This is a genomic window from Wenyingzhuangia sp. IMCC45574, assembly GCF_054182685.1.
Genome location: NZ_CM135169.1, coordinates 1979564 through 2005320 on the forward strand (window position 1 = coordinate 1979564; position 25757 = coordinate 2005320).

22 protein-coding genes, 1 tRNA gene and 1 pseudogene are annotated in these 25757 nt (G+C 30.4%); all 24 read right to left on the reverse strand.

Going from position 1 to position 25757, the window contains the following annotated elements:
* On the reverse strand, positions 1-1149 hold the full coding sequence (locus tag ACXHHC_RS08450; RefSeq protein WP_458229239.1) for a pyridoxal phosphate-dependent aminotransferase: 1149 nt from the start codon (positions 1147-1149) through the stop codon (positions 1-3).
* Positions 1150-1151: 2 nt separating this feature from the next.
* Positions 1152-1967, reverse strand: coding sequence for a prephenate dehydratase (locus ACXHHC_RS08455; protein WP_458229195.1), 816 nt, complete (start codon positions 1965-1967; stop codon positions 1152-1154).
* A gap of 238 nt (positions 1968-2205) precedes the next feature.
* A tRNA-Thr gene (locus tag ACXHHC_RS08460) sits at positions 2206-2279 on the reverse strand.
* A gap of 114 nt (positions 2280-2393) precedes the next feature.
* Positions 2394-4769 (reverse strand): polysaccharide biosynthesis tyrosine autokinase, encoded by a 2376-nt coding sequence (locus ACXHHC_RS08465; protein WP_458229196.1) that lies wholly within the window; start codon positions 4767-4769, stop codon positions 2394-2396.
* Positions 4770-4771: 2 nt separating this feature from the next.
* Positions 4772-5557: a polysaccharide biosynthesis/export family protein gene (locus tag ACXHHC_RS08470; RefSeq protein WP_458229197.1), complete on the reverse strand. Its 786-nt coding sequence runs from the start codon at positions 5555-5557 to the stop codon at positions 4772-4774.
* Positions 5558-5597: 40 nt separating this feature from the next.
* Positions 5598-6992 (reverse strand): undecaprenyl-phosphate glucose phosphotransferase, encoded by a 1395-nt coding sequence (locus ACXHHC_RS08475; protein WP_458229198.1) that lies wholly within the window; start codon positions 6990-6992, stop codon positions 5598-5600.
* A 114-nt stretch (positions 6993-7106) separates the two neighbouring features.
* Positions 7107-7814, reverse strand: a pseudogene (locus ACXHHC_RS08480) (WecB/TagA/CpsF family glycosyltransferase).
* A 4-nt stretch (positions 7815-7818) separates the two neighbouring features.
* Entirely contained in the window at positions 7819-8907 is a 1089-nt protein-coding gene (locus ACXHHC_RS08485; RefSeq protein WP_458229199.1) for a glycosyltransferase, read from the reverse strand.
* Positions 8904-9998 carry a glycosyltransferase family 4 protein gene (locus tag ACXHHC_RS08490; protein ID WP_458229200.1) on the reverse strand — a complete coding sequence of 365 codons (1095 nt, stop codon included), beginning with the start codon at positions 9996-9998 and terminating at the stop codon, positions 8904-8906. Before ACXHHC_RS08490 ends, ACXHHC_RS08485 begins: the two co-directional genes overlap by 4 nt.
* The gene (locus tag ACXHHC_RS08495) at positions 9991-11109 is read right to left on the reverse strand and encodes a glycosyltransferase (RefSeq protein ID WP_458229201.1); all 1119 of its coding nucleotides are present in this window, start codon (positions 11107-11109) and stop codon (positions 9991-9993) included. The genes ACXHHC_RS08490 and ACXHHC_RS08495 overlap by 8 nt, the downstream gene beginning before the upstream one ends.
* A gap of 51 nt (positions 11110-11160) precedes the next feature.
* Positions 11161-12003 (reverse strand): glycosyltransferase family 2 protein, encoded by an 843-nt coding sequence (locus ACXHHC_RS08500; RefSeq protein ID WP_458229202.1) that lies wholly within the window; start codon positions 12001-12003, stop codon positions 11161-11163.
* Positions 12000-13100 carry a glycosyltransferase family 4 protein gene (locus ACXHHC_RS08505; RefSeq protein ID WP_458229203.1) on the reverse strand — a complete coding sequence of 367 codons (1101 nt, stop codon included), beginning with the start codon at positions 13098-13100 and terminating at the stop codon, positions 12000-12002. The genes ACXHHC_RS08500 and ACXHHC_RS08505 overlap by 4 nt, the downstream gene beginning before the upstream one ends.
* Positions 13097-14251, reverse strand: a complete 1155-nt coding sequence (locus tag ACXHHC_RS08510; protein ID WP_458229204.1) for a glycosyltransferase family 4 protein — start codon at positions 14249-14251, stop codon at positions 13097-13099. Before ACXHHC_RS08510 ends, ACXHHC_RS08505 begins: the two co-directional genes overlap by 4 nt.
* A 15-nt stretch (positions 14252-14266) precedes the next feature.
* The gene (locus tag ACXHHC_RS08515) at positions 14267-15505 is read right to left on the reverse strand and encodes a hypothetical protein (RefSeq protein ID WP_458229205.1); all 1239 of its coding nucleotides are present in this window, start codon (positions 15503-15505) and stop codon (positions 14267-14269) included.
* Between the two features lie 6 nt (positions 15506-15511).
* The gene (locus ACXHHC_RS08520) at positions 15512-16465 is read right to left on the reverse strand and encodes a hypothetical protein (protein WP_458229206.1); all 954 of its coding nucleotides are present in this window, start codon (positions 16463-16465) and stop codon (positions 15512-15514) included.
* Entirely contained in the window at positions 16466-17362 is an 897-nt protein-coding gene (locus tag ACXHHC_RS08525; protein WP_458229207.1) for a hypothetical protein, read from the reverse strand.
* Positions 17363-17365: 3 nt separating this feature from the next.
* On the reverse strand, positions 17366-18370 hold the full coding sequence (locus ACXHHC_RS08530) for an acyltransferase family protein (RefSeq protein ID WP_458229208.1): 1005 nt from the start codon (positions 18368-18370) through the stop codon (positions 17366-17368).
* Positions 18371-18609: 239 nt separating this feature from the next.
* Positions 18610-18873, reverse strand: coding sequence for a hypothetical protein (locus ACXHHC_RS08535; protein ID WP_458229209.1), 264 nt, complete (start codon positions 18871-18873; stop codon positions 18610-18612).
* A gap of 79 nt (positions 18874-18952) precedes the next feature.
* Positions 18953-19996, reverse strand: coding sequence for an acyltransferase family protein (locus tag ACXHHC_RS08540; RefSeq protein ID WP_458229210.1), 1044 nt, complete (start codon positions 19994-19996; stop codon positions 18953-18955).
* A gap of 11 nt (positions 19997-20007) precedes the next feature.
* A complete protein-coding gene (locus ACXHHC_RS08545; RefSeq protein WP_458229211.1) occupies positions 20008-20979 on the reverse strand; it encodes a hypothetical protein in 972 nt (323 codons plus the stop codon).
* Positions 20976-22508: an MATE family efflux transporter gene (locus tag ACXHHC_RS08550; protein ID WP_458229212.1), complete on the reverse strand. Its 1533-nt coding sequence runs from the start codon at positions 22506-22508 to the stop codon at positions 20976-20978. The genes ACXHHC_RS08545 and ACXHHC_RS08550 overlap by 4 nt, the downstream gene beginning before the upstream one ends.
* Positions 22509-22635: 127 nt before the next feature.
* Entirely contained in the window at positions 22636-23763 is a 1128-nt protein-coding gene (gene gmd / locus ACXHHC_RS08555; protein WP_458229213.1) for a GDP-mannose 4,6-dehydratase, read from the reverse strand.
* Positions 23764-23819: 56 nt separating this feature from the next.
* On the reverse strand, positions 23820-24770 hold the full coding sequence (locus tag ACXHHC_RS08560; RefSeq protein WP_458229240.1) for a GDP-L-fucose synthase family protein: 951 nt from the start codon (positions 24768-24770) through the stop codon (positions 23820-23822).
* Between the two features lie 8 nt (positions 24771-24778).
* Positions 24779-25750, reverse strand: coding sequence for a type I phosphomannose isomerase catalytic subunit (locus tag ACXHHC_RS08565; protein ID WP_458225955.1), 972 nt, complete (start codon positions 25748-25750; stop codon positions 24779-24781).
* Positions 25751-25757: the final 7 nt, after the last annotated feature.

Here is a 25757-nt window from a genome sequence, read left to right on the forward strand (position 1 = left end):
TTATTGTTGTACTCTGTTTAACACCTCATTCAATTCATTTTCGGACACACATAATGACAATCTTATATACCCTTGCCCATTGCTTCCAAAAACAGTTCCTGGAGTAATAAACACATGCTTATTGTATAATAATTGATCCGTCATTTCTTCTGATGTAATCCCTGATGGTAATTTTGCCCACACAAACATTCCTACATGAGACGTATCGTACACACAATTTAAGCTATCTAATATCTTATAAACGATCTCTCTTCTTTTTTGGTAATGACTATTAATACTATCATACCAATCCTTACCTGCCTTTAGTGCCTCTATGGCTCCTTTCTGAATTCCGTAAAACATTCCAGAGTCCATATTGCTTTTCACCTTTAATATTTCGGTTAAGTACTCTTTTGCTCCCACAAACATTCCAACTCTCCAACCTGCAAGGTTTGCACTTTTACTTAGAGAATTTAATTCTAAAGCTACTTCTTTAGCTCCTTCGTAATTTAAAATACTAGCAGGGGCATCGTTTAAAATAAAACTGTACGGGTTGTCATTTACCAACAAAATTTCATTTCTTTTTGCAAAAGCAATCAACTCTCTATACATTCCTTCTTTTGCCAAAGCTCCTGTTGGCATATGCGGATAATTTACCCACATCATTTTAACTTTAGACAAATCTTGAGCTTCTAAAGCTTCAAAATCTGGTTGCCAACCATTGGATGCAACTAAATCGTAAAACATGGGCTTTGCTCCTACCAACTTAGTTACCGATGCGTAGGTTGGATAACCAGGGTTTGGAATTAAAACTTCATCTCCAGGATTTAAAAAAGCCATGGATACATGCATAATTCCTTCCTTGGATCCCATTAGCGGTAAAACCTCTGCATTGGGATCTAAATCTACATTGTAATTAGATTTATAAAAATTCGCCATTGCGTGTCTTAACTCAGGAATTCCTTGATACCCTTTGTATGCGTGAGCCATGGGTTCTTCCATAGCTTCAATCAGAGATGTTTTCACCTCTTCCGCAGGATTCAAATCTGGGCTACCAATACCCAAACTAATAATTGGGTTCCCTTGCGCTTTTAAGCTAGCTACTTCTCTTAATTTTTTAGAGAAATAGTATTCCTTTACCTCGCTTAATCGATCTGCTGTAGCAACTATCATTACTTATTATCTTTATATTCTCCTAATATTTTTAAACTAGACACCTTCTTACTAATGTCTGCTATTGCATTTTTATACTCTTGGTAATCCTCAAAAACCAAGTCTGCAAAAAATGCATATTCCCACGGTCTATCTATTATTGGTAAAGATTGAATTTTAGACAAGTTTACCTTGTGCCCCGCCAACAACATTAAAACCTCTCCTAAAGAACCGCTTTCATGCTTTAAAACAAACTTTAACGAAGCTTTTGTTGCACTAGTATCGTCTACTTTTTCTTTCTTCTGAACAATAACAAACCTTGTAAAGTTTTTCTTTATTGTTTGAATTTGCTCCGCTACAATATCTAACTCGTATATTTCTGCTGCTCTTTTGCTAGCAATGGCACCAACCTTGGTTAACCCGTTATCCTGAATTCTTTTAGCAACATCCGCAGTATCCACATCTTCTATTAATTTTATATGCGGATAATCTTTAAAAAAACTTCTACACTGCAACAAGGCCATAGGATGCGAATACACTTTTTTAATATCTTCTATTTTTTGACCTTTAGAAGCCATTAAATTGTGATTTATCTCTAAATAAAACTCCCCTACTACCACTAAGTTCGATTCGTCTATTAACGCATAGTTTGGCAATAAAGCACCCGCAATAGAATTTTCAATAGCCATAATTGCATAATCCACCTCATCACTTAAAACTCTATCTGGCATTTCGGCAAATGTCATACACTCTAACAACTCTATTTCTTTACCAAAATAGTTCTCTGCTACTATATGATGAAATGAACCTTTTATTCCCTGTATTGCTATTTTCATTCTTTATTTTATTGCAAAAAAAAAGTCTCGATATATCGAGACTTTTTTTGATGCTATATGTTTTAAAATTAACACGTAAAAAGTCTCTTTTCCTCTATAAAAAAGAAAAAGTAGTAGAACCCTTTTGTGTTAAATAATTTCATAATCGTTGTTTACACAGCAAATGTATAAATTTAATTTGTTCAAACAAATATTATCTATAAAAAAAGCTCCTTGAAAATTCAAGGAGCTTTACAAGAGCCGATAATAGGACTCGAACCTACGACCTGCTGATTACAAATCAGCTGCTCTAGCCAGCTGAGCTATATCGGCATTGCGGGTGCAAATATAGTTGCTTTTTACAATATGACAAACATTTTTTTAGAAAAAATATAAAGTTTTAAACCACAAAAAAACTCCTCATTGATAATGAGGAGTTTAGTCTATTTATTTTCTAAATATTTTTTGAAAAAAGTTTTTATGTTCGTGCTCTTTAGGATAACCATAACCTCCGTAGCCATAACCATAACCTCTAGTGTAGTCTAATCCATTTAAAAGAATTGCCATATTTGGCAAACGTTTTTCTTGGTACAACCTCTCTGGAACTTCTAAGAAACGTTTGTCTAAGTAATTAGCTCTCGTTGTATATAATACCATGTCAGCATGATGGCTTATCATCAGCGTATCTGTTACTAAATTAACAGGTGCAGTATCCACCACAATATAATCATACTCCCCTTTTAACTCCTCAAACAACTCACTTACTCTATTATTTAACAATAACTCAGCAGGGTTAGGAGGAACCACACCAGAACTCAATAAATGTAAGTTATCAAAAGCATCCATCTTAAATATCAAATCTTTCAATTCAATATTTTTATCCACCAAATAATTCGTAACTCCATTTCTATTCGGTAAATCTAAATATTGAGTGATTTTGGGAGCTCTTAAATCCATACCAATAATTAAGACTTTCTTACCTGTTAAGGCAATTGATGCTCCTAAATTTACAGCAACAAAAGTTTTACCTTCACCGGAAATTGTAGAAGTAACAAAGATAGTCTTGCAAGGGGTTTGCACTGAAGTTAACATAAAATCAAGGTTGGTTCTTAACAACCTAAACGCTTCCGCTGCACTTGTTCTACTTCCCTTACTAATAACAATTTTATCTCCAGATTTATCTAGGGGTATATCACCCAAAAAAGGAACTGATAAGACATTTTCTAAATCCTTTTTGGAATTTAATTTTGTATCTAATAGAGTTTTTAAATAAATAAAAATAGAAGGTATTAAAACCCCCAGTAGTAAACCTATAACTAAGGTAGTCTTCTTCTTTGGAGCAATAACAGTATTGTCTGTATACGCTCTATCTATTACTTTAGACTTTGCAACAGTTACTGCCATCGTAATTTCATTCTCTTCCTTTTTTTGCAATAAGTATGAATACAATTCAGCTATTATTTCTTGCCTCCTAAGTATGCCTCTATACTCTCTTACTTGTTTTGGTAAAGACTGTATTTTGGAATTAAACTCATCCTCTACAGATTTTAAAGATTCTAAACCAATCTGCAATTGCTTTTTAGAATTTACTAACGATTGATTAATATTATTAATAAACGTTTCTAATTCTATATTTAAATTCTGAACAATTGGATTTTGATTTGAAGAAGTTCTTAAAGTTCTATTTCTCTCCAATAACAATTCGTTGTATTTTGCAATATTAGTTGCTAACATTACACTCTCTTCAATATTAATGTTGGCAGGTAACAACTTATAATTATCTCCTGACTTTAGTGAAATACTTTGAATCATAAAATTAACCAATCTCAATTGAGTTTCTTTTTCAAAAATCTCTTGTTCATTAAGAGACTTCCCTTCAATAAACACCTGAGATTGAGAAGATAAATTTGTTATACTTTTATCTTTTTTGTACACCTCTTCTAGTTTATCAACTTCATCCAATTCTGCTTTTACAACTCTTAATCTATTTTCTATAAAGTCACCTGTTTTCTTACATACTAAATTCTGATCATCAATTGTCATTTGATTGTATAAATCAACTAACGTATTTATGATTAACTTTGCCTTTTCCTTAACAGGGTACTTCAAAGAAACTTCTACAATGTTTGAATCAAAATCGATATAATTTACTCCTACCATTTTTCTATAACTATTAGTTACAGACTCTATACTCCTAATTTTTATTTTATACTCTTCATTTGGAAATTTTGAGTTTACATTTTTCGGTACAATTAAAATTTCGTTATTCTTAATACTTAACCTTTCTCCAAACTTGCCTTTTACAGACTCACCATCCTCACCTATTCGATATTCAAATTCATAATTATCTAAAGGCCTTATAAAAACCAGAGTATCTAGTAGATAAAATTTCTCCATATCTGTTAACACTTTTAACTTAAATGGATTGGTTTTACCGTATAATTCAATTTTTCTTAACCCCTTTCTTACATATACACTTGTGTTTAAGTTTAATTTTTTAGAATACTCTTTAGCTAAAAATCTAGATTTCAACATTTCTATCTCATCTAAGACATTACTTCTAGAACCTACACCCAAAGAGGACAAATCTTGAAAAACCTTTAAGTCTGTTGAAGCTCCTCCATCCTCTTTGATTAGTATTATAGACTTTGACTCATAAATATTTTGTTTTGATTTCACATACAATAAAGCAGAGAAACCACATAAAAAAACAGAAAGTAAAAACCACTTCCAATTGATCAAGTAACGTTCTAATTCAGCCTTAATATTTATAGTTTCTTTAGTGTTAACAATACTAAACTTATTATTTACCTGATTCTCCATTACTATCTCGTTAAAATTGAAATTATAGTTACTAATAAACCAGTAGCAGAAATAAGATATGATGCTGTAGGTGAACTGGCTGATGCATTCACTTGTGGTTTATTAGGCGAAACATACAATAAATCATTTTGTTGTAAGAAAAAATATTCCGATGAAAAAAGATCCTTCGATCTTAAATCAACTTTAAAATATTTTAATTTACCATCTATTTCTCTCACTAATTTTATATCATTCCTTTTTCCATGTATTGTCAAATCTCCAGCCAAACCTATAGCTTGTAAAACGTTTATTTTTTCCCTGTTTACTATGTATTCTCCAGGCTTTTTAACCTCACCTAGAACGGAAATTCTAAAATTCACCAACTGTACATTCGCTTCAGCATCAGGCAAAAAAGGTTTTAATAGGTTTTCTAAAAATTCTTGTAATTCTATTCTAGTTTTTCCCAAAACATTTATCCTACCTAATCTTGGGAAATTTATTTCTCCATTTTTGTCTACCAAATAAGACTGTAATTGTTGTTGACCTATACCTTGGCCACCTGTATTGAAGGCCGCTAGAGGTAAATTATATGGAGCTGCTGCTTTAGCATTTATGGAAGATATTGAGATTGTAATTCTATCGTCTACTTTGTACTTAATCATATTATACACTGAATTATTAATCGTCTGATTAATATCATTCAAGTCTTGGAGATAAATTACATCTTTTCTAGAAGCACATGAACATAAGATTAATAGAACTACACCTACAACAAATCTTTCAAATCTTATTTCTCTCTTTTTATTCATCTTTATATTTAATTAAAAGTACTAGTATCTCAAATATGAACTAAAATGCATTTTCATCTTGTTTAAAAAACATGGACCAAGCAGTGATAAAGATAATTTTTAAATCTAAAATAAAACTCCAATTCTCTATATACCAAATATCTGCTTCTGCCCTATTCGCCATATCTCTCACAAACTTTGTTTCACCTCTATAACCATTAATCTGTGCCCATCCAGTCACACCTGGTTTCGCAAAATGACGAACCATAAATTTATCTACCAATACTCTATACTCTTCAGTATGCTTTAACATATGTGGTCTTGGCCCAACCAAAGACATATGATTCATTAACACATTTAAAATCTGTGGCAACTCATCAACACTTGTCTTACGCATGATTGCTCCAAACTTTGTAATTCTCTTATCACCCTTTGTTGCTTGTTTAGAATCGCTATCAGTATTGACAGTCATACTTCTAAATTTTAAACATTTAAAAGACTTACCATCTTGCCCTGTTCTTTCTTGAGCAAAGAAAACAGGCCCTTTACTTGTTAATTTTATAATGATTGCAATAATAGGAAATAACCATGAAAATATTAATAATACAATTCCCAAAGAAAATACAATATCAAAAATTCTTTTTATTGCTCGGTTTGACAAACTTTGTAAAGGCTCATTCCTTAATTTCATTACAGGAACACTCTTCACATAATTGATTGTAAATGCCTGAGCTAAATATTCTGAAAACTCTGGAATAATACGAACACGTATCATGTTATTATCCGCATATTCAAACAAATCGTTAATTAACTTACTTTGTGTATAAGGTAATGAAATGATAATCTCATCAGCTTTGTTATTATCTAAAAAAGTAATAATCTCATTTAATTTTCCTTTGTAATATTTTTGAAATAAATCTGATTTTATAACGGCATCTGTGTACAATCCCAAAATCTGAAAACCATAATTAGGATTTACATATACCTCGTTTATTAATTTGGCAATGTTTTCATTCATTCCAATCAAAACTATTTTACTTTGCCTATTCCCTTTCTTTCTAGTGCTTTTAAGCCAAAAGACTAAGATAATTCTGAATATTAAGACTAAAATTGTGAAAATAACCAAAGTTACAAACACAAAAAATCTTGAAAATTTATAGTCTGTACCAAAAAAGACCAACCCTGTACTTATAAATGTAAAAAGTCCAATTGCTACAAGATTTTTAGACAAAACCTTATGCATTTGAACTATTCTGGGCACATCATATAAATCCCTTTTCAAGCCGATAGCACACCATATTAAAACCCAACCAAATATCAATCCATTGTATAAAATCTTATTGGGTATTTCCCAATCAAAAATGGTCTCTTTGGCTGTAAAAAATGCTACTAATAACAAAAAAATATCAATTGAAAGTACTGAGATTGAAATAGCTTTGTTTTTATTTTGGAACATAATTATTTTTTTAGCAGCAAACATAATTTTTTTTTTTCATCTAAATTAAAATCTAATATGATTAAAACATTACGTTGCTTATTTTACTTTAAGACTCTTTGATTATCAATCATTTCACAAATGATATTTTTCTTTTAGTATAGAAAGAATATATTTTCCATTTCCTAAAAGGTATCTTTTCCACAATCTTCTAGGTTCTTTAACGAATCTATACAACCATTCTAAACCTAGATTAATCGCCCAATTTGGAGCTCTCTTAACATTTCCTGCATAAAAGTCAAATACAGCACCAATAGCACATATGTGACCTGCATTTATCTTTTCAAAATTAATGTATGCCCACTTCTCCTGTTTAGGTGCAGTCATTCCAACAAATAAAACATCAGGCTGAAAGTCATCAATTTTTTTGAGCATTTTATCACAATCTTCTTGAGTAAAATCCTCCTTATACGGTGGAGAATAGAATTCTATCACTACATTAGGGAATTCTGAACTAGCTCTTATTTTAATTTTTTCTAATGTTTCTTAGGTACTTCCTAAAAAAAAACAAGTTCCTTTTTTTACCTGTAACCTATTCATTTCGTAAAAAAACAAATCAGCACCAGCAATCTTTCTAATTTTTTTCCCCGTTAATGTTTTAACTGCCCAAACAATACTTACACCATCTGGAAGTAGTATATCACAATTCAACAGTGCTTCTTTAAAGACTTTATCTTTTACAGAAACATTGTAAGAATATGCATTGATCGTATTAATTAACATTTTCTTGTTTGGTAAAGACAATAACTCTCTATCAAAAATTTTAAAATGTTTTAAGCTCATAGTTTTAGATACTTTTATCTAATAACTTCAATAAGTTTTGTTCAAACTTATCTAAGGTAAAATATTCAACAAACCTCTCTCTACTCTTTATTCCCATTTCTCTTCTTAAAGATGGCAAATTAATTAATTTTTCTAATTTCTCCGCTAATTCTTTCACATCATTTTTAGAAACTATAAAACCTACATCATCATTTACAATACTTTCAATCCCTCCTTCATTTGTGGTAATAATGGGCAAACCATAGGACATAGCCTCTAACAATACCAAAGGAAAACACTCTTTAGCGTAAAAAGTGGGAAATGCAAATATATCGGCTTGTTTAAAAACGTGCTCTTTTTCTTGGTTAAATTTTTTGCCTAAATAAGCAACGTTATCGGTTAGACCTAAATCACCAACTATTTCCTTAAAAGTTTCACTTTTCCAATCCCCTTCTCCACCAACAAAGTTCCCTTTAAATTCTACTCCTTTACTTTTAAGTATAGCCATTGCCTTTAACAAAATATATACTCCTTTACTCTCTATTAAGTTAGATAAAAAAAGGATAACTGGCACGTTATTTTGAGCTTGTTTTTCATGATTTTCTATGTAAGGAACACCATTAAAACAAATATCAACATCAGACTTGGAAACAAATTGTTGAATATCAAAATACAAATACTCTGATAAAAGAATTACTCTAGCATTCTTAAAAACAAATTTATAAAGAACAGCATTAAACTTATGTAAAGCAGCTTTGGATACCCCTTTATTATGCAAATGATAAACTCTCTTGACTTTAAAGAGCTTTAATATGAAAACTAAAAAAACATCTCTATAAAAACCTATTCCTGTTGTAGTTAAAGCTATATAACATAATCTCGGTCTATTCCTAATTAATTGAGAAATTAACTCAACAACAATACGTAACATACCAACTAATTTACCTAAAGATACTTTTCCACTTTGTTTTACCTCTTTTGATGCTAATAAATTTATAAAGGAACATTTAAAAGAACTATCAATTAGTTTACTGTCTTTAATCCACTTACCCACCATAGAGGAACCATGTACAGGTGGAGGTAAATGTAACATAAAAAGCACTTTTCCCTTCATTTTTTCACCTTTTTATTGTAAATCTTTTCGTATTCTATTTGCATTTTTTCCACAGAAAATTTTTCTACCACAAAATCATATGCTTCTTCTATTAATTTTTCTCTATTCATTTCTATTAATGTAGAAGCAAAAATTCTACTATATGCTTTCACACTATTATTATCTACCTTTAACTCCCAATTTACAGGTAAAGTTTCATTAAGTCCTATACAATTATTAATAATCGTTGGAACTCCATTCATGCTTGCCTCAACTGACAAAAGTCCTAAGCCTTCAAACTTAGAAGGCATGAATAAATAATCAAAGGATTTTAAGTATCTAGATAAATTAAATATTTTATCATAAAAAGATACGTTTGTATAAGTGTGTAAACGCTCCTTCAATTCCTTTTCTAAATTACCAGAACCTACAATATGAAAATGATACTTTCCATTATTTTTTAAGCTCTCTACAACTTGTATTAATTCTTCTACTCCTTTTTGATACTCAAGCCTTCCTGCAAATAAAACATTAATCTTACCCCTACTTAGACTATCAAATTCTTGTTGAATAGTTTTTTCTATTCCATTGTATATTAATGGTATTTGGGATGTATTAAATACTTTATAATATTCATCTCTTGTGGACTTGGATATTGCAATATTTGATGTTTTCTTTATGAAATAACACTCAACATATCTACCTATTTTTTCCCATTGCCCCCAAAGTTTAGTATTATGAATTGTTCTTATTACTTGTAACTTTAATCTAAAAAATCTTGCCAGAAAGGAAAAAAGATAAACACCTAAATCAGGTACTTCTGTATGACTATGAATAATATCTGGTTTTATTTTAACATACTTTAATAATAAAACTATTGGAAATAAAATAATTGCAAGCTTCTTATTTTCAATTGATGATCTGTAATATTTAATATCATTTTCTTCTAACTCTTGAATAAATTCATTAGTAAAGTTTGAGTCTCCCTTGGAAACTTCCAATAGATAATATTGGAATTCCTTGTTTTTTGATTTGGATATATTGACGGCAACTCTCTCTGCTCCACCTAAATCGAAATGGGTTACAATATGAAAAACTTTAACCTTATCCATTATTCACTATCACTTTTTTTAACACACTAATTTGATAATTTGGATTGTACTTACTATCGATTACTTTGTAACATTTCTCTACAAGGATATTATTCTTAACGGGATATCTAACAAGCCATTCTTCAACAACTTCCTTCAAAGATTCCATATTATTTTGTTCAAAAAAGGCTCCATTCTCACCACTCATTATTGCCTCAAACTCTGGCATTTGTTCACAAAAATTAGCATGCGTAATAACTGGAGTTCCAAAAGACAAGGCATGTATAGCTGTTAGCCCTACATTTCCCGGAGATAAACATATATCTGCATTAAAAATTAAATTCCCTATCTCTTTTTCATCGTAACAAGAACCATAAAACCAAACCTTTTTATAAAGTTTTAAAGACAAAGCCTTTTCTTCTAAATTCTGCTTATCATTTCCTTCACCAATAAAAACCACATTTATAGCTATACCCTTATTTTTAAAAGAAGTTTGCAAATCTAAAATCATCGATAATTTCTTCTTTTTCTCTAATCTACCAATAAATAAGAGTACAGGGTCTGAATTGTTAAAAAAATCTGAATACACACTATTTTTAACCAACTGTTGTCTTATTTCTAATTGATTTTCATAATCTAACGAATTTGCAATAACATGTAGTTTTTCTTGGTTGTAACCTTCCTTTAATAAAATTTCTTTGGCATACTCACTGTAAAGCAATAAACCACTAGCTGATAAAAAATATAATCTATTTTTTAGTTTATATAAATTAGACTCATTCCCATAGCATCCGTGTGTCCAAAAAAACACTTTTTTACCCAGTAGTTTAGCTAAGTATATAAAAATCCAAGAGCTTAAACAGGCTGTATCTACAGTTAATATGTAGTTTTTGTATTTTTTAACAAATAACAGTTTTAAAATTTTTTTTTGCCATATAATTTTATTCCTAAACAATACATTTTTATAGCTACCCGAAAAACCTTTTAGTTCGTTGGTATCCATGGCTTTTAATGTTCCTGGCACATTACCCCCAAAAAAGAAATCGCAAGTCAATTCTTCATCCATTTTTTTGTAAATAGATTTTCTGTAATGCGGAGCATAATTAAAAATACAACATATTTTGTTTTTCATTACTTATAAATAAGGTGAAACAGTTATATAATACTGAAGTTTATTGTTATTTTATTTATTACATCTTAATTTCCATATAGAAGGAAAAAAAACTCTTAAGTGATTGGTTAAATAATTAAAAACAGCTCTTGTTAAACCTTTATGCCTTTTTTGAAAAATAAAAAACTCCTCGGGATTATTCCCCAATGGGCTTCTAAATGTTTTCCACCTTTTTGTAAAAGTTTCATCCGGATTACACCAAACTGCCAAACTGTTGTGTACATCACATCTCCCTAGAATACCTGGAGCAACATACATGGCTAATCCATTCTTTTTTGCTCTTAAACCGTAATCAAAATCTCCCAAGGCATGATGAAAACAAGGATCATTTGTTCCCACTTTTTGATATACCGAATTAGGAATTAACACAATATTTCCGTTAAAACAATCACAAGGCTTCATCTCTTCGCTTGGCATTATCAATGTTTCTTTACAATCTCTACCTCCATATGTAACCTTAGTTGAATCTTCTAATGCCGAAGTGGTTCCTATAATAATTGCTTGGTTGTTTGTAACATTTGCACAATTTAATAGTATTTTCAATGCATTTTTACTTAAAATAGTATCATCATTCAACCACAAATAAAAATCATGTCCCATAGTATCATTCAAAGCAGTTTGCCATGCCAAGTACATTCCCCTATTCCAAAACAAATCTCCCGTTCCTTTAATAATCTTTACACTCGAAAAAGTAGCTTTAACAGTTTCTGAGGTTCCATCGGTGGAACCATCATCTACCAAATAGACCGTAAAACGAGTATCTTTTGTAAGTTCTTGTGTGAAAAGATTTTGTAAACAAGCTAATGTTTTTTCTTTTCTATTAAAAACAGTTAATAGTACAGCCACCTCTATCATAAACCCCTGTATATATTGCAGATAGCGTTTACATTCTTTTCAATATCAAATTCTTCATTCACAAGCTTTAACGCTTTCTCAGACATTTTTAAAGCCTCTTCTCTGTGCAAACGCATCCAATTTATATTTTCTGCCAAGACTTTAAAATCTTGTTCAATTAACAAACCATTTAAATTATTATCTATTAAATCTCTAGAACCCGGTGCATTGTATAAAATTACAGGTATATTGCAAGCCATTGCTTCTACTGTTGCCATTCCCAAACCTTCAAACCTAGAAGGCATTAAATACACATCGCTCACAATTAAAAAGTCTCTTACGTTGTTTTTATTCCCTAAAAAAAGTACCCTATCGGAGATCCCTAGTTCTTTTGCCAATTCTTTTTCCTCTGCTTCGGTAGCCCCTGTACCTAAGTGTACATATATAATATCCTTATTATTGAGTAAAGACATTGCTTTTATAATATCGTGATGATTCTTTACCAAACTACAACCACCTATAGAAATCAATACATAGGATTCTAAAGAAATCCCCATCTCTTTTCTTAACTTTTCTTTCTCCAATACGGAAGTAGCAGGATAAAATCGATTATTATCATACCAATTATTAACTTTAATACTGGGTGTTTTGTAATAATGTAATTCATTTTTATACACACTCTGTCCAATAGTTTGAAACTGTAAACCAAACCATTTCCGTGCTGTATACCTTTCTAAAAAGCCTTTAAACCAAGTAATTTTTCTATGTTTAAATACATTATGTACGGTATACACACATTTTATACCAGCTTTTTTTGCAATTAAGGCAAATAACCATTTAGCATTTGACCTGTGTATATGCAAAATATTAATATTATTCTCTCGTATAAAAACGACAAGTTCGTTAATATAATCTATTCTTTTGTATAAATTTGGTAATGCCTTTTGATGAACTTGTATTTGATTCTCTAAAAAAACAGGCACAAAATCTCCTTCTTTCTCACCAGTTTCTAAAGCATACATTTCAATAGCATGGGATCTAAAATACTGAGCTGCATTCGCATACATAATCTCTGCTCCAGAAAACTTTATTTCATTAAAGATATGTAACACTCTCATAAGTAAATCTTTTTATATACTTCAATATATTTTTCACAAACAGCAGATTGTGAAAATCTCTCTTTTACATTTTCAAATCCTCTTTTACTGTAAGTATTATAAACACTTACATTGTCAATCAACTCATCAATAGCTTTGGCTATTAAGGTAGGATTCGTAATATTTACCAACACACCGGCTCTCCCTTTATCTAAGACCCAAGGTACAGCACCTGCTGTCTTGCCAGCTACTACAGGCATTCCTTTGGCCATAGCCTCTATTAAATTGTTTCCAAAACTCTCTTCCAAGGCTGTATGTAACATTAAATCAAACTCTTTTAATCGCTCTAACAAATATTCATGCTTTTGAAAACCTAGAAAATGAATCCCTTTTATTTGATGGTATTCTTTTGCCAATTCTCCGCCTGCTTCGTAGCCTTTCCCAATAAAGAATAATTCTGTATGAGTATGCTTCTTTTTTATAAGTTGAAATGCTTTTACAGCTGTGTGGGGATTCTTTCTAAAATCTGTACCATTGGCTATAAAACATATTTTAAAAGCTTCTTCAGTTCCATGTAATTTTCTAGGAGCTGTCAGTTTATCATCAAAAATAGGATTTCCTATCACCTCTCCTTTTAAGCCTATTAGTTTGGATAAATAAGGAGAATTATAGGTCTTAAATTTTGCTTTTTTTCTCACCCAAGCATCCATACACAGTCTTGTTACACGATATGGGTGTTTTAAAATTTTTAAAATACTTGGAGCATCGTCTCTAAATGTAACAATTGTTTTATTCGGATAAACCAATAAAGCACCTATTGCAAACTCGTAACTCCAATGCGCATTGATTACATCTAAGCTATCTCCTTCCTGCTTTATAAAGCTTTGTATTTGTTTAAACTCTTTATAACAAAAATCTAACGTCTTAAAACGGGCTTTTGCTCTAAAAGCACCGAAAATTATTTTAAGTTGTGCTCCTTCAATTACGTGTTTACCCCTTACTTTGGTGTCTAACGTAAAAACAGTTACCTGATGGCCCGCTTTTAGTAAACCATCTATAATGATGTTTACGGCAGTTCCTCCTAAACCTAAAGACAAATCAAATTCGCTAAGGTGGCTAAAATGCTCTTTTAATGAATAAACTTCTATAGGAGCAGCTATTCCAATTTTCATACGTTTTAATTTTAACTAAAAAATAGTTTGAAACCATTTCTTAAATTCAGCATCTGTCATATTCCTAAAATCTGAAGAAATTCCCATAGCTATCATCATCCAAATAGAAATACTTAAAATATCAAAATTATTTATATCCTCTACCCAACCAAAAGTAAAATGAAAAGCAACAAACACTCCTGCTAATTTTAAAAAAAGACTATTGGACCTGTAAACAGCTAAATAAGCACTTTTAAGATAAATAGCACAATACAAAATCACACCAACCAATCCTAACCAGGTAAATATATTCGGGAAACATACTTCATTTTTATGTCTTTCAAATTTACTTGTACCTAAGACTCGTGCTTGTTCTTTTCCGAATATTTTAGAATCATTACCCCTTGCGGGTGTTCTACCAATTAACCAATAATCGTGTTCTATTGCTGATAAAATTACTTCTTCATATATAAAAGTTCTAGTGTCTATAGTAGCATCATTTATATCTAACCTTCTTTCTGTATTATCCCCCCCCATATAGTTTCTTTTATCGGAGCCTATATCCCTAAAAATATTGAACTGTCCTGAAATACCTAGATAAAGTAAGATTATAGGGGTAAAAACCAACAACCAAAAAGCAAGTTTTAAAACTTTTTCAGAAATATATCTAGACCATATATAGCCAGCACTTACTAGCAAAGCCACTAGTGGCTTTATAACCTGGCTCCTAGCATCTATACCAGAAACCACCAACAATAAAAGTGTAAAAAATAATATAACTTTCCATTTACGAGTTGGTACAATAGGTAAAAAGCAAGCTATAATAAAAACTGGCCCTAAAAAAAATTGATACACTCCTTTATGTGCCAACCATGAATAAACAAAGTAAAAAAGAATCAAACCATATTTTAACCATATTTTGAGGGTGTTTGATAATAACCATGGCACAGAGAATACATATATAAAAACAGGTAAACATAGAGCAAAAACCCCACTAAAAAATTGTTTCCACTCCCAGTACCCATTTACTACTCCGACACCTCTAATTATTCCAATAAAAACCCATAAAAAGTAAAGCCTTAAAATACTAAAACTATCATTTTTTTTAAAAAATTTCCATTTATACCATAATACAACAACAATCGTTATAATGTAAATAAACCATACAATAACTGTATTAACTTTTAATTTACTCCAATCGTTTACCGAAGTAATTGTTATTAATACTATTAATGCTGGTAAAGTTAATGCTATTAATTTATCTTTATTTATCATAATCAGTTACCAATACGCTCCCCCTTCTACTTTTTTGTTATCTCTAGGTGTTTCCTTTTTCAATGGTTTACACCAATATTCATTAAATAACTGTTGATAATTCACCTTCCCTACTATTTTTTCATTCTCCCATCTGCTACCTTTAATTCCAAATAGTAATTGTAAACTCCCTCCCATGTGGACTGCCTTTTTCCCAATCCTTTTAACATGCGCAGCTAAAGGAAAACCGTAGGCTCCAGCCCCTATGAGGCAAATATCAAAATCTGTTTTATCAATTTCAGTCTTCATAGATTCTAGTGCTTCAAACCAATCCTTATAATCAATCGTTTCCCCTGCTAAGGTCTGAACTGCTTTTATAGTTTTTAACTCGAACTCTGGCAATAAAGCATTTTCAAATAATAAATCTTTTTTTTTATACTGACTATTTATGGTGTCTTCAAAGGGATGTACAACCAAAACCTTTTTTTGTTTCAATGCATGAGTCCAAGGTTTTTTTGCCCAAAAAGGGTCTATTTTACCTCTCGAAACTTTTAATTTATCTGAAACTTCATCTTCAATAAACATTTCATTCGACTGCCATGAACCGAGAATATCAGTTTCTTTTAAATCCTCGAACATCATTTCACAAAACTCTTCTATTTTTTTTATTGAGGGTGGAAAAAAGCCTGCATTGACATGTAAAAAATTGATTAATTCATGATTCCACCACCAATCTGGTTCTTTACCTTTAACATAATTTAAAACACTTTTATTTTTATTTTTCACCCCTTTATAGTTAACCATGACACCTAGTTCAAATGCACCTAACCTAGCTATCATCGTAGGTTTATCACTCATCAATTCATTATAAATCAGCATTGACACCTTATCAATATCATCTAGTTTCTGAGTTACATATGAATCTGCATATACAGAAAATAGCTTCCTAAGTATTTTTAAAAGAAACTCTTGACCCTTCATTTAATTTAGTTTTAAGTTATACTCTTTTACTATATTTTGCATATAATTATCGTTCTTTTTTCCGATCACATTTTCTGCAGCTAAATGACCTATTTTAGACGAATCCAAAACAATACAAACAGGACAAGCGCTAGAATAAACATTAGGATTATAGATTTTAATATTATTTTTCCATGTCATTGCTTTAAACCAAAAATCATCTCCTGAAGGGGCTACTCTCTGAAACTTTTCTTCATTAAAAAACTCATCATCAAAACAACCAGGAAAATATAAAACTCCTCCAACACCTGTGGGAAATTGCAAAAGACTCGGCTCTTTAACCTCATCACTCTTTCCCCATAGATCATAGGGTAAATGCTTTCCTTTTTCATCTTGTTTAATAACATGAGACCTATGGCAACATATACAATTTGGATATTTTAAATGGGCGTCATACAGTCCTTCTATCATCTCTACATCATATATAATATCATCATCGATAGTTATAATAATATCGTTTGGAAAATCTCGAACTGTATATATCAGTTTTTTATATGATTTAATATCCTTACAAAACTTTATTTCTAGGCCTCTTGCTAGCATTTTTTTTAAACTATTTGGAATATCTTCTATAGTAAACTCATCCTCAGCTAACCATAGTATTATTTTATCAGGCTTGTGCGTCTGTCTAGCTATACTTTCTAATGTAATATACACACTCCTTATTCTTTTCCCAAATGTAGTTAAAGACACAATTAATTTTCGCTCAGTTAAATCATTCGCATCGGTATTAATTAAAGAACTCTGATTAATTAATGCTGAATCTTTAACTGATTGAATACTTATCAAACGTTTCGTATTCTCTTCTACAGAAGAAACAAAATCATTTTTAACCTTTCTATATAGTCTCTTAATCATAAATTATTTTTGTTTAAAATTCAGTAACCTTTCTCTTAGATTAATTAAATCAATATTGCTACCCACTAATAATGCTCTTGAGATGTAGTGAAGAGAAAATAACCTATACAACATGAAAGAAATAATGGTTGTAAGTATAACTATTAAAAAATGGTTATCTCCCAGTATTTTAACAAAAATATCTCTAATTGCTAAATGAACATACATTATAACCATTGATGATTTACCTAGACTTGAAAAAAAAAGGCTCAAAAAATTAAATCTCGAAAATAAAACAGCAATATCTTTGGTCAATAAGACCATTAAATAGCTTGCATAAAACGTCAATATTGGCACACCGTACTTTGTATATTTAAAATCATACGAATATCCTTCAAATCTTATTAAAAAAGGTAACAAAACAACTAAAGTTACATACAAACAAAACCTTTTTGTTTTATTAAAAGGTTTAATTTTATTTAAACCTCCCAAAAAAACAAAAGGAAATACAGCCAATACTACATTTGAATTCCAAAGCAACCAAAATTCTTTAAAGTATAAACTATTAGCGTAACTCAAAACTAAACTAACAAAAGCAATAAAACATACAGTAATATTTCTTTTAGTATAAACATTAACTAAATTATAGAGTTGTTGAACCATAAAGAAAACTGTTATAAACCAAAAAACACCTATCATATATTTCCCTCCTAATAAAGGTTTATTTATATAGTTTATTATTTCTTCGAAACTATGATTAAAAGGATTTATTGGCATTAGAATAAAGTATAGAATAATGGCATACACTACATAAGGTACACCTAAATATGCTAGCTTACTATAAAAATATCTTTTTGTTTCCTTCCTTTTCCTGTAAAGATACCCTGCAATATAAAAAAACAAAGGCATATGAAATAAGTAAATAAACTCTTTGATAGCTCCTTTATCATAAACATGACCTATCACAACAAGTAGTATACCTATGCCCTTTGCCACATCAATCCATCTTAAGTGTTCTCTTGTTTTCATTTAAAATTAATTTTCTCTTTGATAAATTTTCGTTCTTCCTTTGTACTCAATACAAGAGAATAAAAAATAACAAACATACCTACGATTACAATACATATAATCATTAATCTAATAAAACCAGGTTTATTAAAAACAGATATTAGATAACCTGAAAAGAAAAAAACTATTGACAAAAAAGATGTTGAAAAAAACCAGCATTATTCTGCATATGTTCCAATAATTTTTTCATTCCACCACCACTATTCTTGTTTTTCTTTTATATAGTTTAATATATTTCTATTTTCTTCTATAACACCTAAAAAATTAACCATTGTTGCAAGATCAAAAGCTCCGAACCTAGCAACTATAGACGGTTTAGTCTCATCTTTTAGTTCCTTATAAATTATTTCAGAAACTACATCTGGAGATTTATTATAAAAAGGGTTATCAATTTTCTCAATTGTAAAGAAAAAGGTTACAACCTTTTTGAGTAGTCTCAATATATTTCTATAAAAATTTGTCATTAGTCACCCATTTTTTTTCTTTAACTTCTTTAAAATTTAAATTTTCTATTTCAATAATATTTATATGATGGCAAACTAGCTATTCTTTTTTCATATCCAATCTTAATATAATTTTCTTACCTATCTCTTGAAAATTGGTCTCAATTAAATAATGAGTAAATCTAGATATTATAGATGAAATCAGTATGGTAATGATAAAAAACAAAAAAGCAAATAAGATATCTTCACTATACTGCTTAGGAACAAAGCTTCTAATTTCATGCAAAACAGCAAAATGAACTAAATACATACTATAACTTATTTTACCCATAAACATAGTAAATCTATTTACTAGAATAAAAAATTCTTTTTGAGACAAAAGATAGACTAAAAACAACCAGCATATACTAAATAATATTGTTCTAGTAAGAACAATATTCCAAACAAGATGTGAGAGTACAAGAAATAAGATAAAAAACTTATATATCTTATTAATACAATAATCTTTACGAATAATAAGAAAATATGAAATAATTCCTAAACCAAAAACTGGTAGTTGATTTATTAAATTTGAATAAATAAAACTATGCATTAAAGCTACATCTGAAACAATAGGATATTTTTCTAAAACAATTCTAAAAAACATTGAAAAAACATACACAAATAAAGTAAACACAACTGCAGCATTAGTGTTTTTTATTTTTTTAGCAAGCAAAGGAACTAACAAATAAAACATCATCTCAACAGCAATTGACCACCCTCCAGGAACAATTGATGAAATCTGATTTGGATGTAAACCATGCATAAAAAAAACATTTGAAATAACACTTATAATTCCTTCTATCTCTAATTTCTCAACACCTGTGATTGTAAAATATAAGACTCCCAAATAATACATAGGTGCAATTCTAAAAAAACGTCTGATAAAAAAATTTCTAACGTAATTTAGCTCTGTTTTTTTTCTATGATTAATTGATAAAAACAAAGTAAATGCACTTGCCACAAAGAATAATTGTACACCTTTAGCTCCCATATCAAAAAAGAGTTCTAATGATTTATTTAACTCAAATGTTTGAAATGAGTGAACCATTATTACAAGTAAAACCGCTATACCTCTTAGAGCATCAATGTATCTTAACTTCATAACATCATTTTTTAATTCACAAACTCTCCATTATTATTACACATGACCCAATCATTAGTCTTGGGATAACCATGCCAAAAAATTTCTGGAACAATTTTTACTCCTTTATTTAAAAGAGCTGGTTTATAAGAAAAAGAGCTTTTACTAGTAATCAATATATCTGCATAAGCCATATGTAAAAACGATTCTTGAGCTCCATAATCCAAACACCAATTAAGTTCTTTATATTTATTAAATTCTTTATAGTCTTCTGGTTTACCTTGAGAGAAGAAAAAGATTGCATACTTTTTTCCTACAGTGTATTTTTTTAATACTTCATCTAAAACTTTCTCAAAATATCCATTACTTATATATCTCATCTGTAAATTAGGATTACTTGGATCATTTAAAATATCTCCTCTTCTTACATGAATTGCAATGTTTATACATTTTTTTTCATACACTAATTCTTGACAATTTCTAGACTTAGCATTGTAAAACTTTGTCTTTAATTCCTCTATTACTCCATATTGGTCTCGGTAATACTGATCCTGTTCACAAACGAAAATTACTTTTTTACTTTTGTACGATTTAATTATTCTTTTTATTGTTGCTACTTCGGATACTTCACCTTCTTTAAACAAGGGAATTTTAACTTTTTTGTAGCCCGATTTTACTAATTGGTCAACACTAATTTCAACTTCTCCAAAACCTAAAAAACTTTCCCACTTATTACTCGAAAACGGTAAATGAGCAAACGGTAAATTAAATTTTTTAGCAAACCAATATCCTGCTATCCAATTAGCTATTTGATGCCCTATTCCTGCCCCCAAATTAGGCTGTGCTGTAAAATAATGTTCTGATGACTTTGATATACTATTTCCTTTAAAAATTAAGCTACGCCAATATGACTTGTATAAATAAAGATAGAATCTCTTCTCTTTGGAAAACGAAACTAATTTATGCCAAGCTACTCTTCTTATTTTATCTATTAAAGAACTCATTTTAATATTTTATTTCTAACTCCTAAGTATATATTTACTATAATTTTTTTCTCTTCTTTGGATAAAAAAAGATTATAAACAAATATTATAAAAGTAATTGTTGTGGTCACACAAACTAGTAGAAGTCTTAAAAATGATACTTCCATAAAATTTTTAATTAAAAAACCTGTTATCAACATCAAAATGGTAACAGTACTACAAGGCAATAACACATCCTTTATGTAACTTCCATAACTTAAACCGCATTTCCATTTCACAAAATAAAGAGAAACCAAACCTCCTAGTATACTTGTAATTACAATCCATACGATATATAAAAAATAAGGAGGCATGTTATATTTAAAACCTACATAAGTTAATCCCAACGGGAGAAAGTTTAAAACACTTCTATAAATAGTGTAACATCTTATATCACCCTGAGCCGAAATTGCTCTTGGTAGCATAATTGTCAACTGCTCTATAAGCGATCTAATTAATTGTAAAACCGAAAATATCACAGCCCATTGAGGAACATTTTTAATCCAAAATTTTAACACAAACTGTGATTCTACTATAAAAGGGATTGCAAATAAAGCCAACATCCAAAATGAAAACTTAGAACTGCTAAGAGTAGTACTTAACATTAGTTTCCTATCTCCTTTACCCTCGCTTTTAGCAATTACAGGATTCACAGCTTTCATCATGGTATTAGAAAATGTCATCAATTGTCCCGAAATTTGATTCGCGATACCTAAAGCCGCATTTAAAATAGTACCAAAAAAACTATTTAATACTATACCCATTCCATATTGTGAAATCATCCCAGTGGCACTACCCAAAAAACTCCACCCCGCAAAGGATGTCATTTCTCTCATTAAAGATTTATCCCAATATTTCTTTGGGGCAATTGTGCACTCTTCATAGTTTTGATGGCAATAAATCCTCATAATGGTTAATACAAGTAGTGGAATACAAGCCATTAATATTCCATATAGTTCTAACTTATCTCCTGCATAGTTTACTATTATCAGTGCAACTGTCAATTTAAGCAAAGATTCCAATACACCAACTATAGAATAATACAGCATATTCTCATGCGCATTTAAGACTGCTTCATAGGGAACTGTCATAACAGTAAACACCGTACTAATAATTAAAGCTCCATATACAACTTTGGCTGCATAAATTCTTTCTGCCTCAATATTTAAAATACCATTTAAAAAAAAGTATCCAGCAACTAATAGGATCAAACCTAATACAATAGCAATTAAAAAGTGTAGAACAACACTTACATTAAAAATCTCTTTTTGTTTTTGTTTTTCTCCTTTCCCTTCATAAAAAGACATAAAACGTTGGGTAGCTGCAGACATTGCTGCATGTAAAAAACCTAGCATAGCTATAGCTCCACCGACTACATTAAATACCCCAAAATCAGAGGCTCCTAAGGCATTCAACACTAAGCGAGTTGTATACAAAGAAATAAACATGGTTATTCCCATTTTAATATACAAAAATCCCGTATTTTTTATAATTCTATTAGCTGTGGACATTTCCTAAAATTAGATTCATCTGAATACTTAAAAAAATAATTTTCTTTATTAAAGATTATAAAATAAAAAACCATGAACAAAAACAACTTGATTCATGGTCTTATTAAAATTCTAATATTCTTTTAAATTATTCAACCTGCTTTAAAATCTCATGCCCAGCCTTTAATAAATCAACATCTTTCTTCATTAAAGCAACATCACCTTCCATCATATCTTTAACTAACCCAGCTAAGTCGTATTCCGGAACCCATCCTAATTTTTCTTTCGCTTTGGTAGGATCTCCCAACAATAAATCTACCTCGGTAGGACGGAAATACGAAGGATCTACAGACAATACCTCTTTACCAATCTCTAATTGATATTCTTTATTATTACAAGCTTTTACATATGCTTTTTCGTCTACTCCTTCTCCTTTAAATTCTAATTCAATACCAACTTCTCCAAAAGCCATACGTACAAAATCACGAACAGTTGTAGTAACTCCTGTTGCAATAACCCAATCCTCAGCTTTATCAGCCTGTAAGATCATCCACATCATACGAACATAGTCTTTAGCATGTCCCCAGTCGCGTTTTGCCTCTAAGTTACCTAAGAATATTTTTTCTTGTAAACCTAATGCTATCTTAGAAACCGCACGAGTAATTTTTCTTGTTACAAAAGTTTCACCTCTTCTTGGTGATTCATGGTTAAATAACAACCCATTACATGCGAACATATCGTATGCTTCACGGTAGTTTTTAGTAATCCAGAAACCATAAATTTTTGCAACACCATAAGGAGAACGAGGATACAATGCAGAATTCTCATCGTAAAAACCTCTTTCGTTTTTATTCTCTGCCAAACCTCCAAACAACTCTGATGTTGATGCTTGATAAATTCTAGTTTTTTCAGTTAATCCTAATAGTCTTACAGCCTCTAAAATTCTTAAAGTTCCTAAACCATCTACATTACCTACATATTCAGGGCAATCAAAAGAAACCTTTACATGAGACATTGCTCCTAAGTTATAAATTTCGTCTGGTTGACATTCTTGAATAATACGAGTTAAGTTCATAGAATCCGTTAAATCACCATAATGTAATTTTAATCTTTGATTAGGATCATGTGGATCTTGGTATAAATGGTCAATTCTATCAGTATTAAAAAGAGAAGATCTTCTTTTTATACCATGCACTTCATAACCTTTCTCCAATAACAATTCAGCTAAATAAGAACCATCTTGCCCTGTAATTCCTGTGATTAATGCTACTTTCATACTACTTTTATTTATTTTCTTTGTGTCTTAATTAAATCTTACTTAAGATTGAGTCCTTATAATTTCACCTCTTTAAAATTCTCTATGTTTTCTAGGAACCATGCATATGTCTTTTCAATTCCTTCTGCTAAGTCTACTTGGTGCTTCCATCCTAAATTATGCATTTTGCTTACATCCATTAATTTTCTTGGAGTACCATCGGGTTTGGAACTATCCCAAATAATTTCTCCTTTATGCCCTACAGCTTCTTGAATGGTTTCTGCTAATTCTTTAATCGTTAAATCTACACCTGTACCAACGTTGTATAAATACTCTGGTAATACATTTTCTAAAGCAAATATTACCGACTTAGCCATATCATCTACAAATAAAAACTCCCTCATAGGTGTTCCACTTCCCCATAATGTAACTGGAGTATGACCATTCTCTTTTGCTTCATGAAACTTACGTATCATTGCAGGTAATACATGAGATGTCTTTAAATCAAAATTATCATGAGTTCCGTATAAGTTTGTAGGCATTAAGCTTACAAAATCTTTCTCAAATTGATTTCTAATTGCCTGACATGCTTTTACCCCAGTAATTTTTGCAATTGCGTACCATTCGTTGGTTGGCTCTAAAGTATCCGTTAATAAATGCTCCTCTTTTAATGGTTGTGGAGCAAATTTCGGATAGATACAAGAACTTCCTAAAAATATGAATTTTTTAACATTATTCTTGTTAGCTGCATCTATTAAATTATTTTGGATTTGCATATTCTCCATAATAAACTGGTATGGATAATCATTATTCGCTAATATCCCTCCAACTCTTGCAGCAGCATCTATAACTACTTCTGGTTTTTCTGTCTCAAAAAAGTCTTCAACTTCTTTTTGAGACCTTAGGTCTAACTCAGAACTCCTTTTCCCTATAAGATTTGTATAACCCTCTTGTTCTAGAATTCTCCACACGGCACCTCCAACCATTCCTCTATGACCAGCTATGTATATTTTAGCATCTTTTTTCATCATTGATTTTATTTAATATATACTTCTAAAACTTCAGCAGTTTCTGCTTTTAAACTTACCAGTTTCTCCTTCGCAGGAATTAACAATGTCCCCCCTTTTTTCACAACTTCTTTATTTTCTCCTATAGTAATTTCCACACTTCCATCTACACACATAAAAATCACAAAAGAATCTAATAACGAATAGTTTTTTGCGACTTCTCCTTCTACTTTTAAAAAGTTGGTTGTAAAATATTCACATGACGCAATATTAGAACTCTCGTTAGAAAGAGTCTCGTAGGAACATTTAAAATCGTTGTTAAATTTATAATCTAATGCATCTAATGCCAATTCGGTATGCAATTCTCTCGAATTCCCATCAGAATCCACTCGATCCCAATCGTATATTCTATAAGTAATATCAGATGTCTGCTGAATTTCGGCAATAATACAACCAGCTCCAATAGCGTGGACCAACCCTTCTTTTATAAAAAAACTATCTCCTTTTTTTACTTCTTCAAAATTTAAAACTTCTAAAATTTTCCCAGAATTTAAAGCTTCTAAATAGGAATTTTTATCTAAATTTTTAGAAAAACCTACATTCAATTTTGAGTCCTCATCCGCATCCATTACATACCACATCTCAGTTTTCCCAAAAGAATTATGTCTCTCTTTTGCGAGTGCATCGTTTGGATGTAACTGAATGGATAAATTTTCTTTCGCATCAATAAACTTAATTAACAATGGAAAATTTTCACCAAATTCTCTATATATCTTAACCCCCACTAAATCCTCCTTGTATTCCGCAATCAAATCTGTTAAAGTTTTTCCTGCAAGAAGACCATTTGAAACTGTAGAAACATCTCCAGGTACATCGGAAATCTCCCAGCTCTCTCCAGTAGTTTCACTTTTAGATGCTTTGTTAAAAGAGTCTTTTAATTTTGTTCCTCCCCATATTTTATCTTTAAGGATAGGATTAAATTTTATAGGATAATTAATCATCGCCATT

Bases quoted from the DNA above. Each gene is read 5' to 3' on its own strand.
- ACXHHC_RS08455 (WP_458229195.1), bottom strand. From the start codon at position 1,967: ATGAAAATAGCAATACAGGGAATAAAAGGTTCATTTCATCATATAGTA.
- ACXHHC_RS08465 (WP_458229196.1), bottom strand. From the start codon at position 4,769: ATGGAGAATCAGGTAAATAATAAGTTTAGTATTGTTAACACTAAAGAA.
- ACXHHC_RS08470 (WP_458229197.1), bottom strand. From the start codon at position 5,557: ATGAATAAAAAGAGAGAAATAAGATTTGAAAGATTTGTTGTAGGTGTA.
- ACXHHC_RS08475 (WP_458229198.1), bottom strand. From the start codon at position 6,992: ATGTTCCAAAATAAAAACAAAGCTATTTCAATCTCAGTACTTTCAATT.
- ACXHHC_RS08485 (WP_458229199.1), bottom strand. From the start codon at position 8,907: ATGAAGGGAAAAGTGCTTTTTATGTTACATTTACCTCCACCTGTACAT.
- ACXHHC_RS08490 (WP_458229200.1), bottom strand. From the start codon at position 9,998: ATGGATAAGGTTAAAGTTTTTCATATTGTAACCCATTTCGATTTAGGT.
- ACXHHC_RS08495 (WP_458229201.1), bottom strand. From the start codon at position 11,109: ATGAAAAACAAAATATGTTGTATTTTTAATTATGCTCCGCATTACAGA.
- ACXHHC_RS08500 (WP_458229202.1), bottom strand. From the start codon at position 12,003: ATGATAGAGGTGGCTGTACTATTAACTGTTTTTAATAGAAAAGAAAAA.
- ACXHHC_RS08505 (WP_458229203.1), bottom strand. From the start codon at position 13,100: ATGAGAGTGTTACATATCTTTAATGAAATAAAGTTTTCTGGAGCAGAG.
- ACXHHC_RS08510 (WP_458229204.1), bottom strand. From the start codon at position 14,251: ATGAAAATTGGAATAGCTGCTCCTATAGAAGTTTATTCATTAAAAGAG.
- ACXHHC_RS08515 (WP_458229205.1), bottom strand. From the start codon at position 15,505: ATGATAAATAAAGATAAATTAATAGCATTAACTTTACCAGCATTAATA.
- ACXHHC_RS08520 (WP_458229206.1), bottom strand. From the start codon at position 16,465: ATGAAGGGTCAAGAGTTTCTTTTAAAAATACTTAGGAAGCTATTTTCT.
- ACXHHC_RS08525 (WP_458229207.1), bottom strand. From the start codon at position 17,362: ATGATTAAGAGACTATATAGAAAGGTTAAAAATGATTTTGTTTCTTCT.
- ACXHHC_RS08530 (WP_458229208.1), bottom strand. From the start codon at position 18,370: ATGAAAACAAGAGAACACTTAAGATGGATTGATGTGGCAAAGGGCATA.
- ACXHHC_RS08535 (WP_458229209.1), bottom strand. From the start codon at position 18,873: ATGACAAATTTTTATAGAAATATATTGAGACTACTCAAAAAGGTTGTA.
- ACXHHC_RS08540 (WP_458229210.1), bottom strand. From the start codon at position 19,996: ATGAAGTTAAGATACATTGATGCTCTAAGAGGTATAGCGGTTTTACTT.
- ACXHHC_RS08545 (WP_458229211.1), bottom strand. From the start codon at position 20,979: ATGAGTTCTTTAATAGATAAAATAAGAAGAGTAGCTTGGCATAAATTA.
- ACXHHC_RS08550 (WP_458229212.1), bottom strand. From the start codon at position 22,508: ATGTCCACAGCTAATAGAATTATAAAAAATACGGGATTTTTGTATATT.
- gmd (WP_458229213.1), bottom strand. From the start codon at position 23,763: ATGAAAGTAGCATTAATCACAGGAATTACAGGGCAAGATGGTTCTTAT.
- ACXHHC_RS08560 (WP_458229240.1), bottom strand. From the start codon at position 24,770: ATGAAAAAAGATGCTAAAATATACATAGCTGGTCATAGAGGAATGGTT.
- ACXHHC_RS08565 (WP_458225955.1), bottom strand. From the start codon at position 25,750: ATGATTAATTATCCTATAAAATTTAATCCTATCCTTAAAGATAAAATA.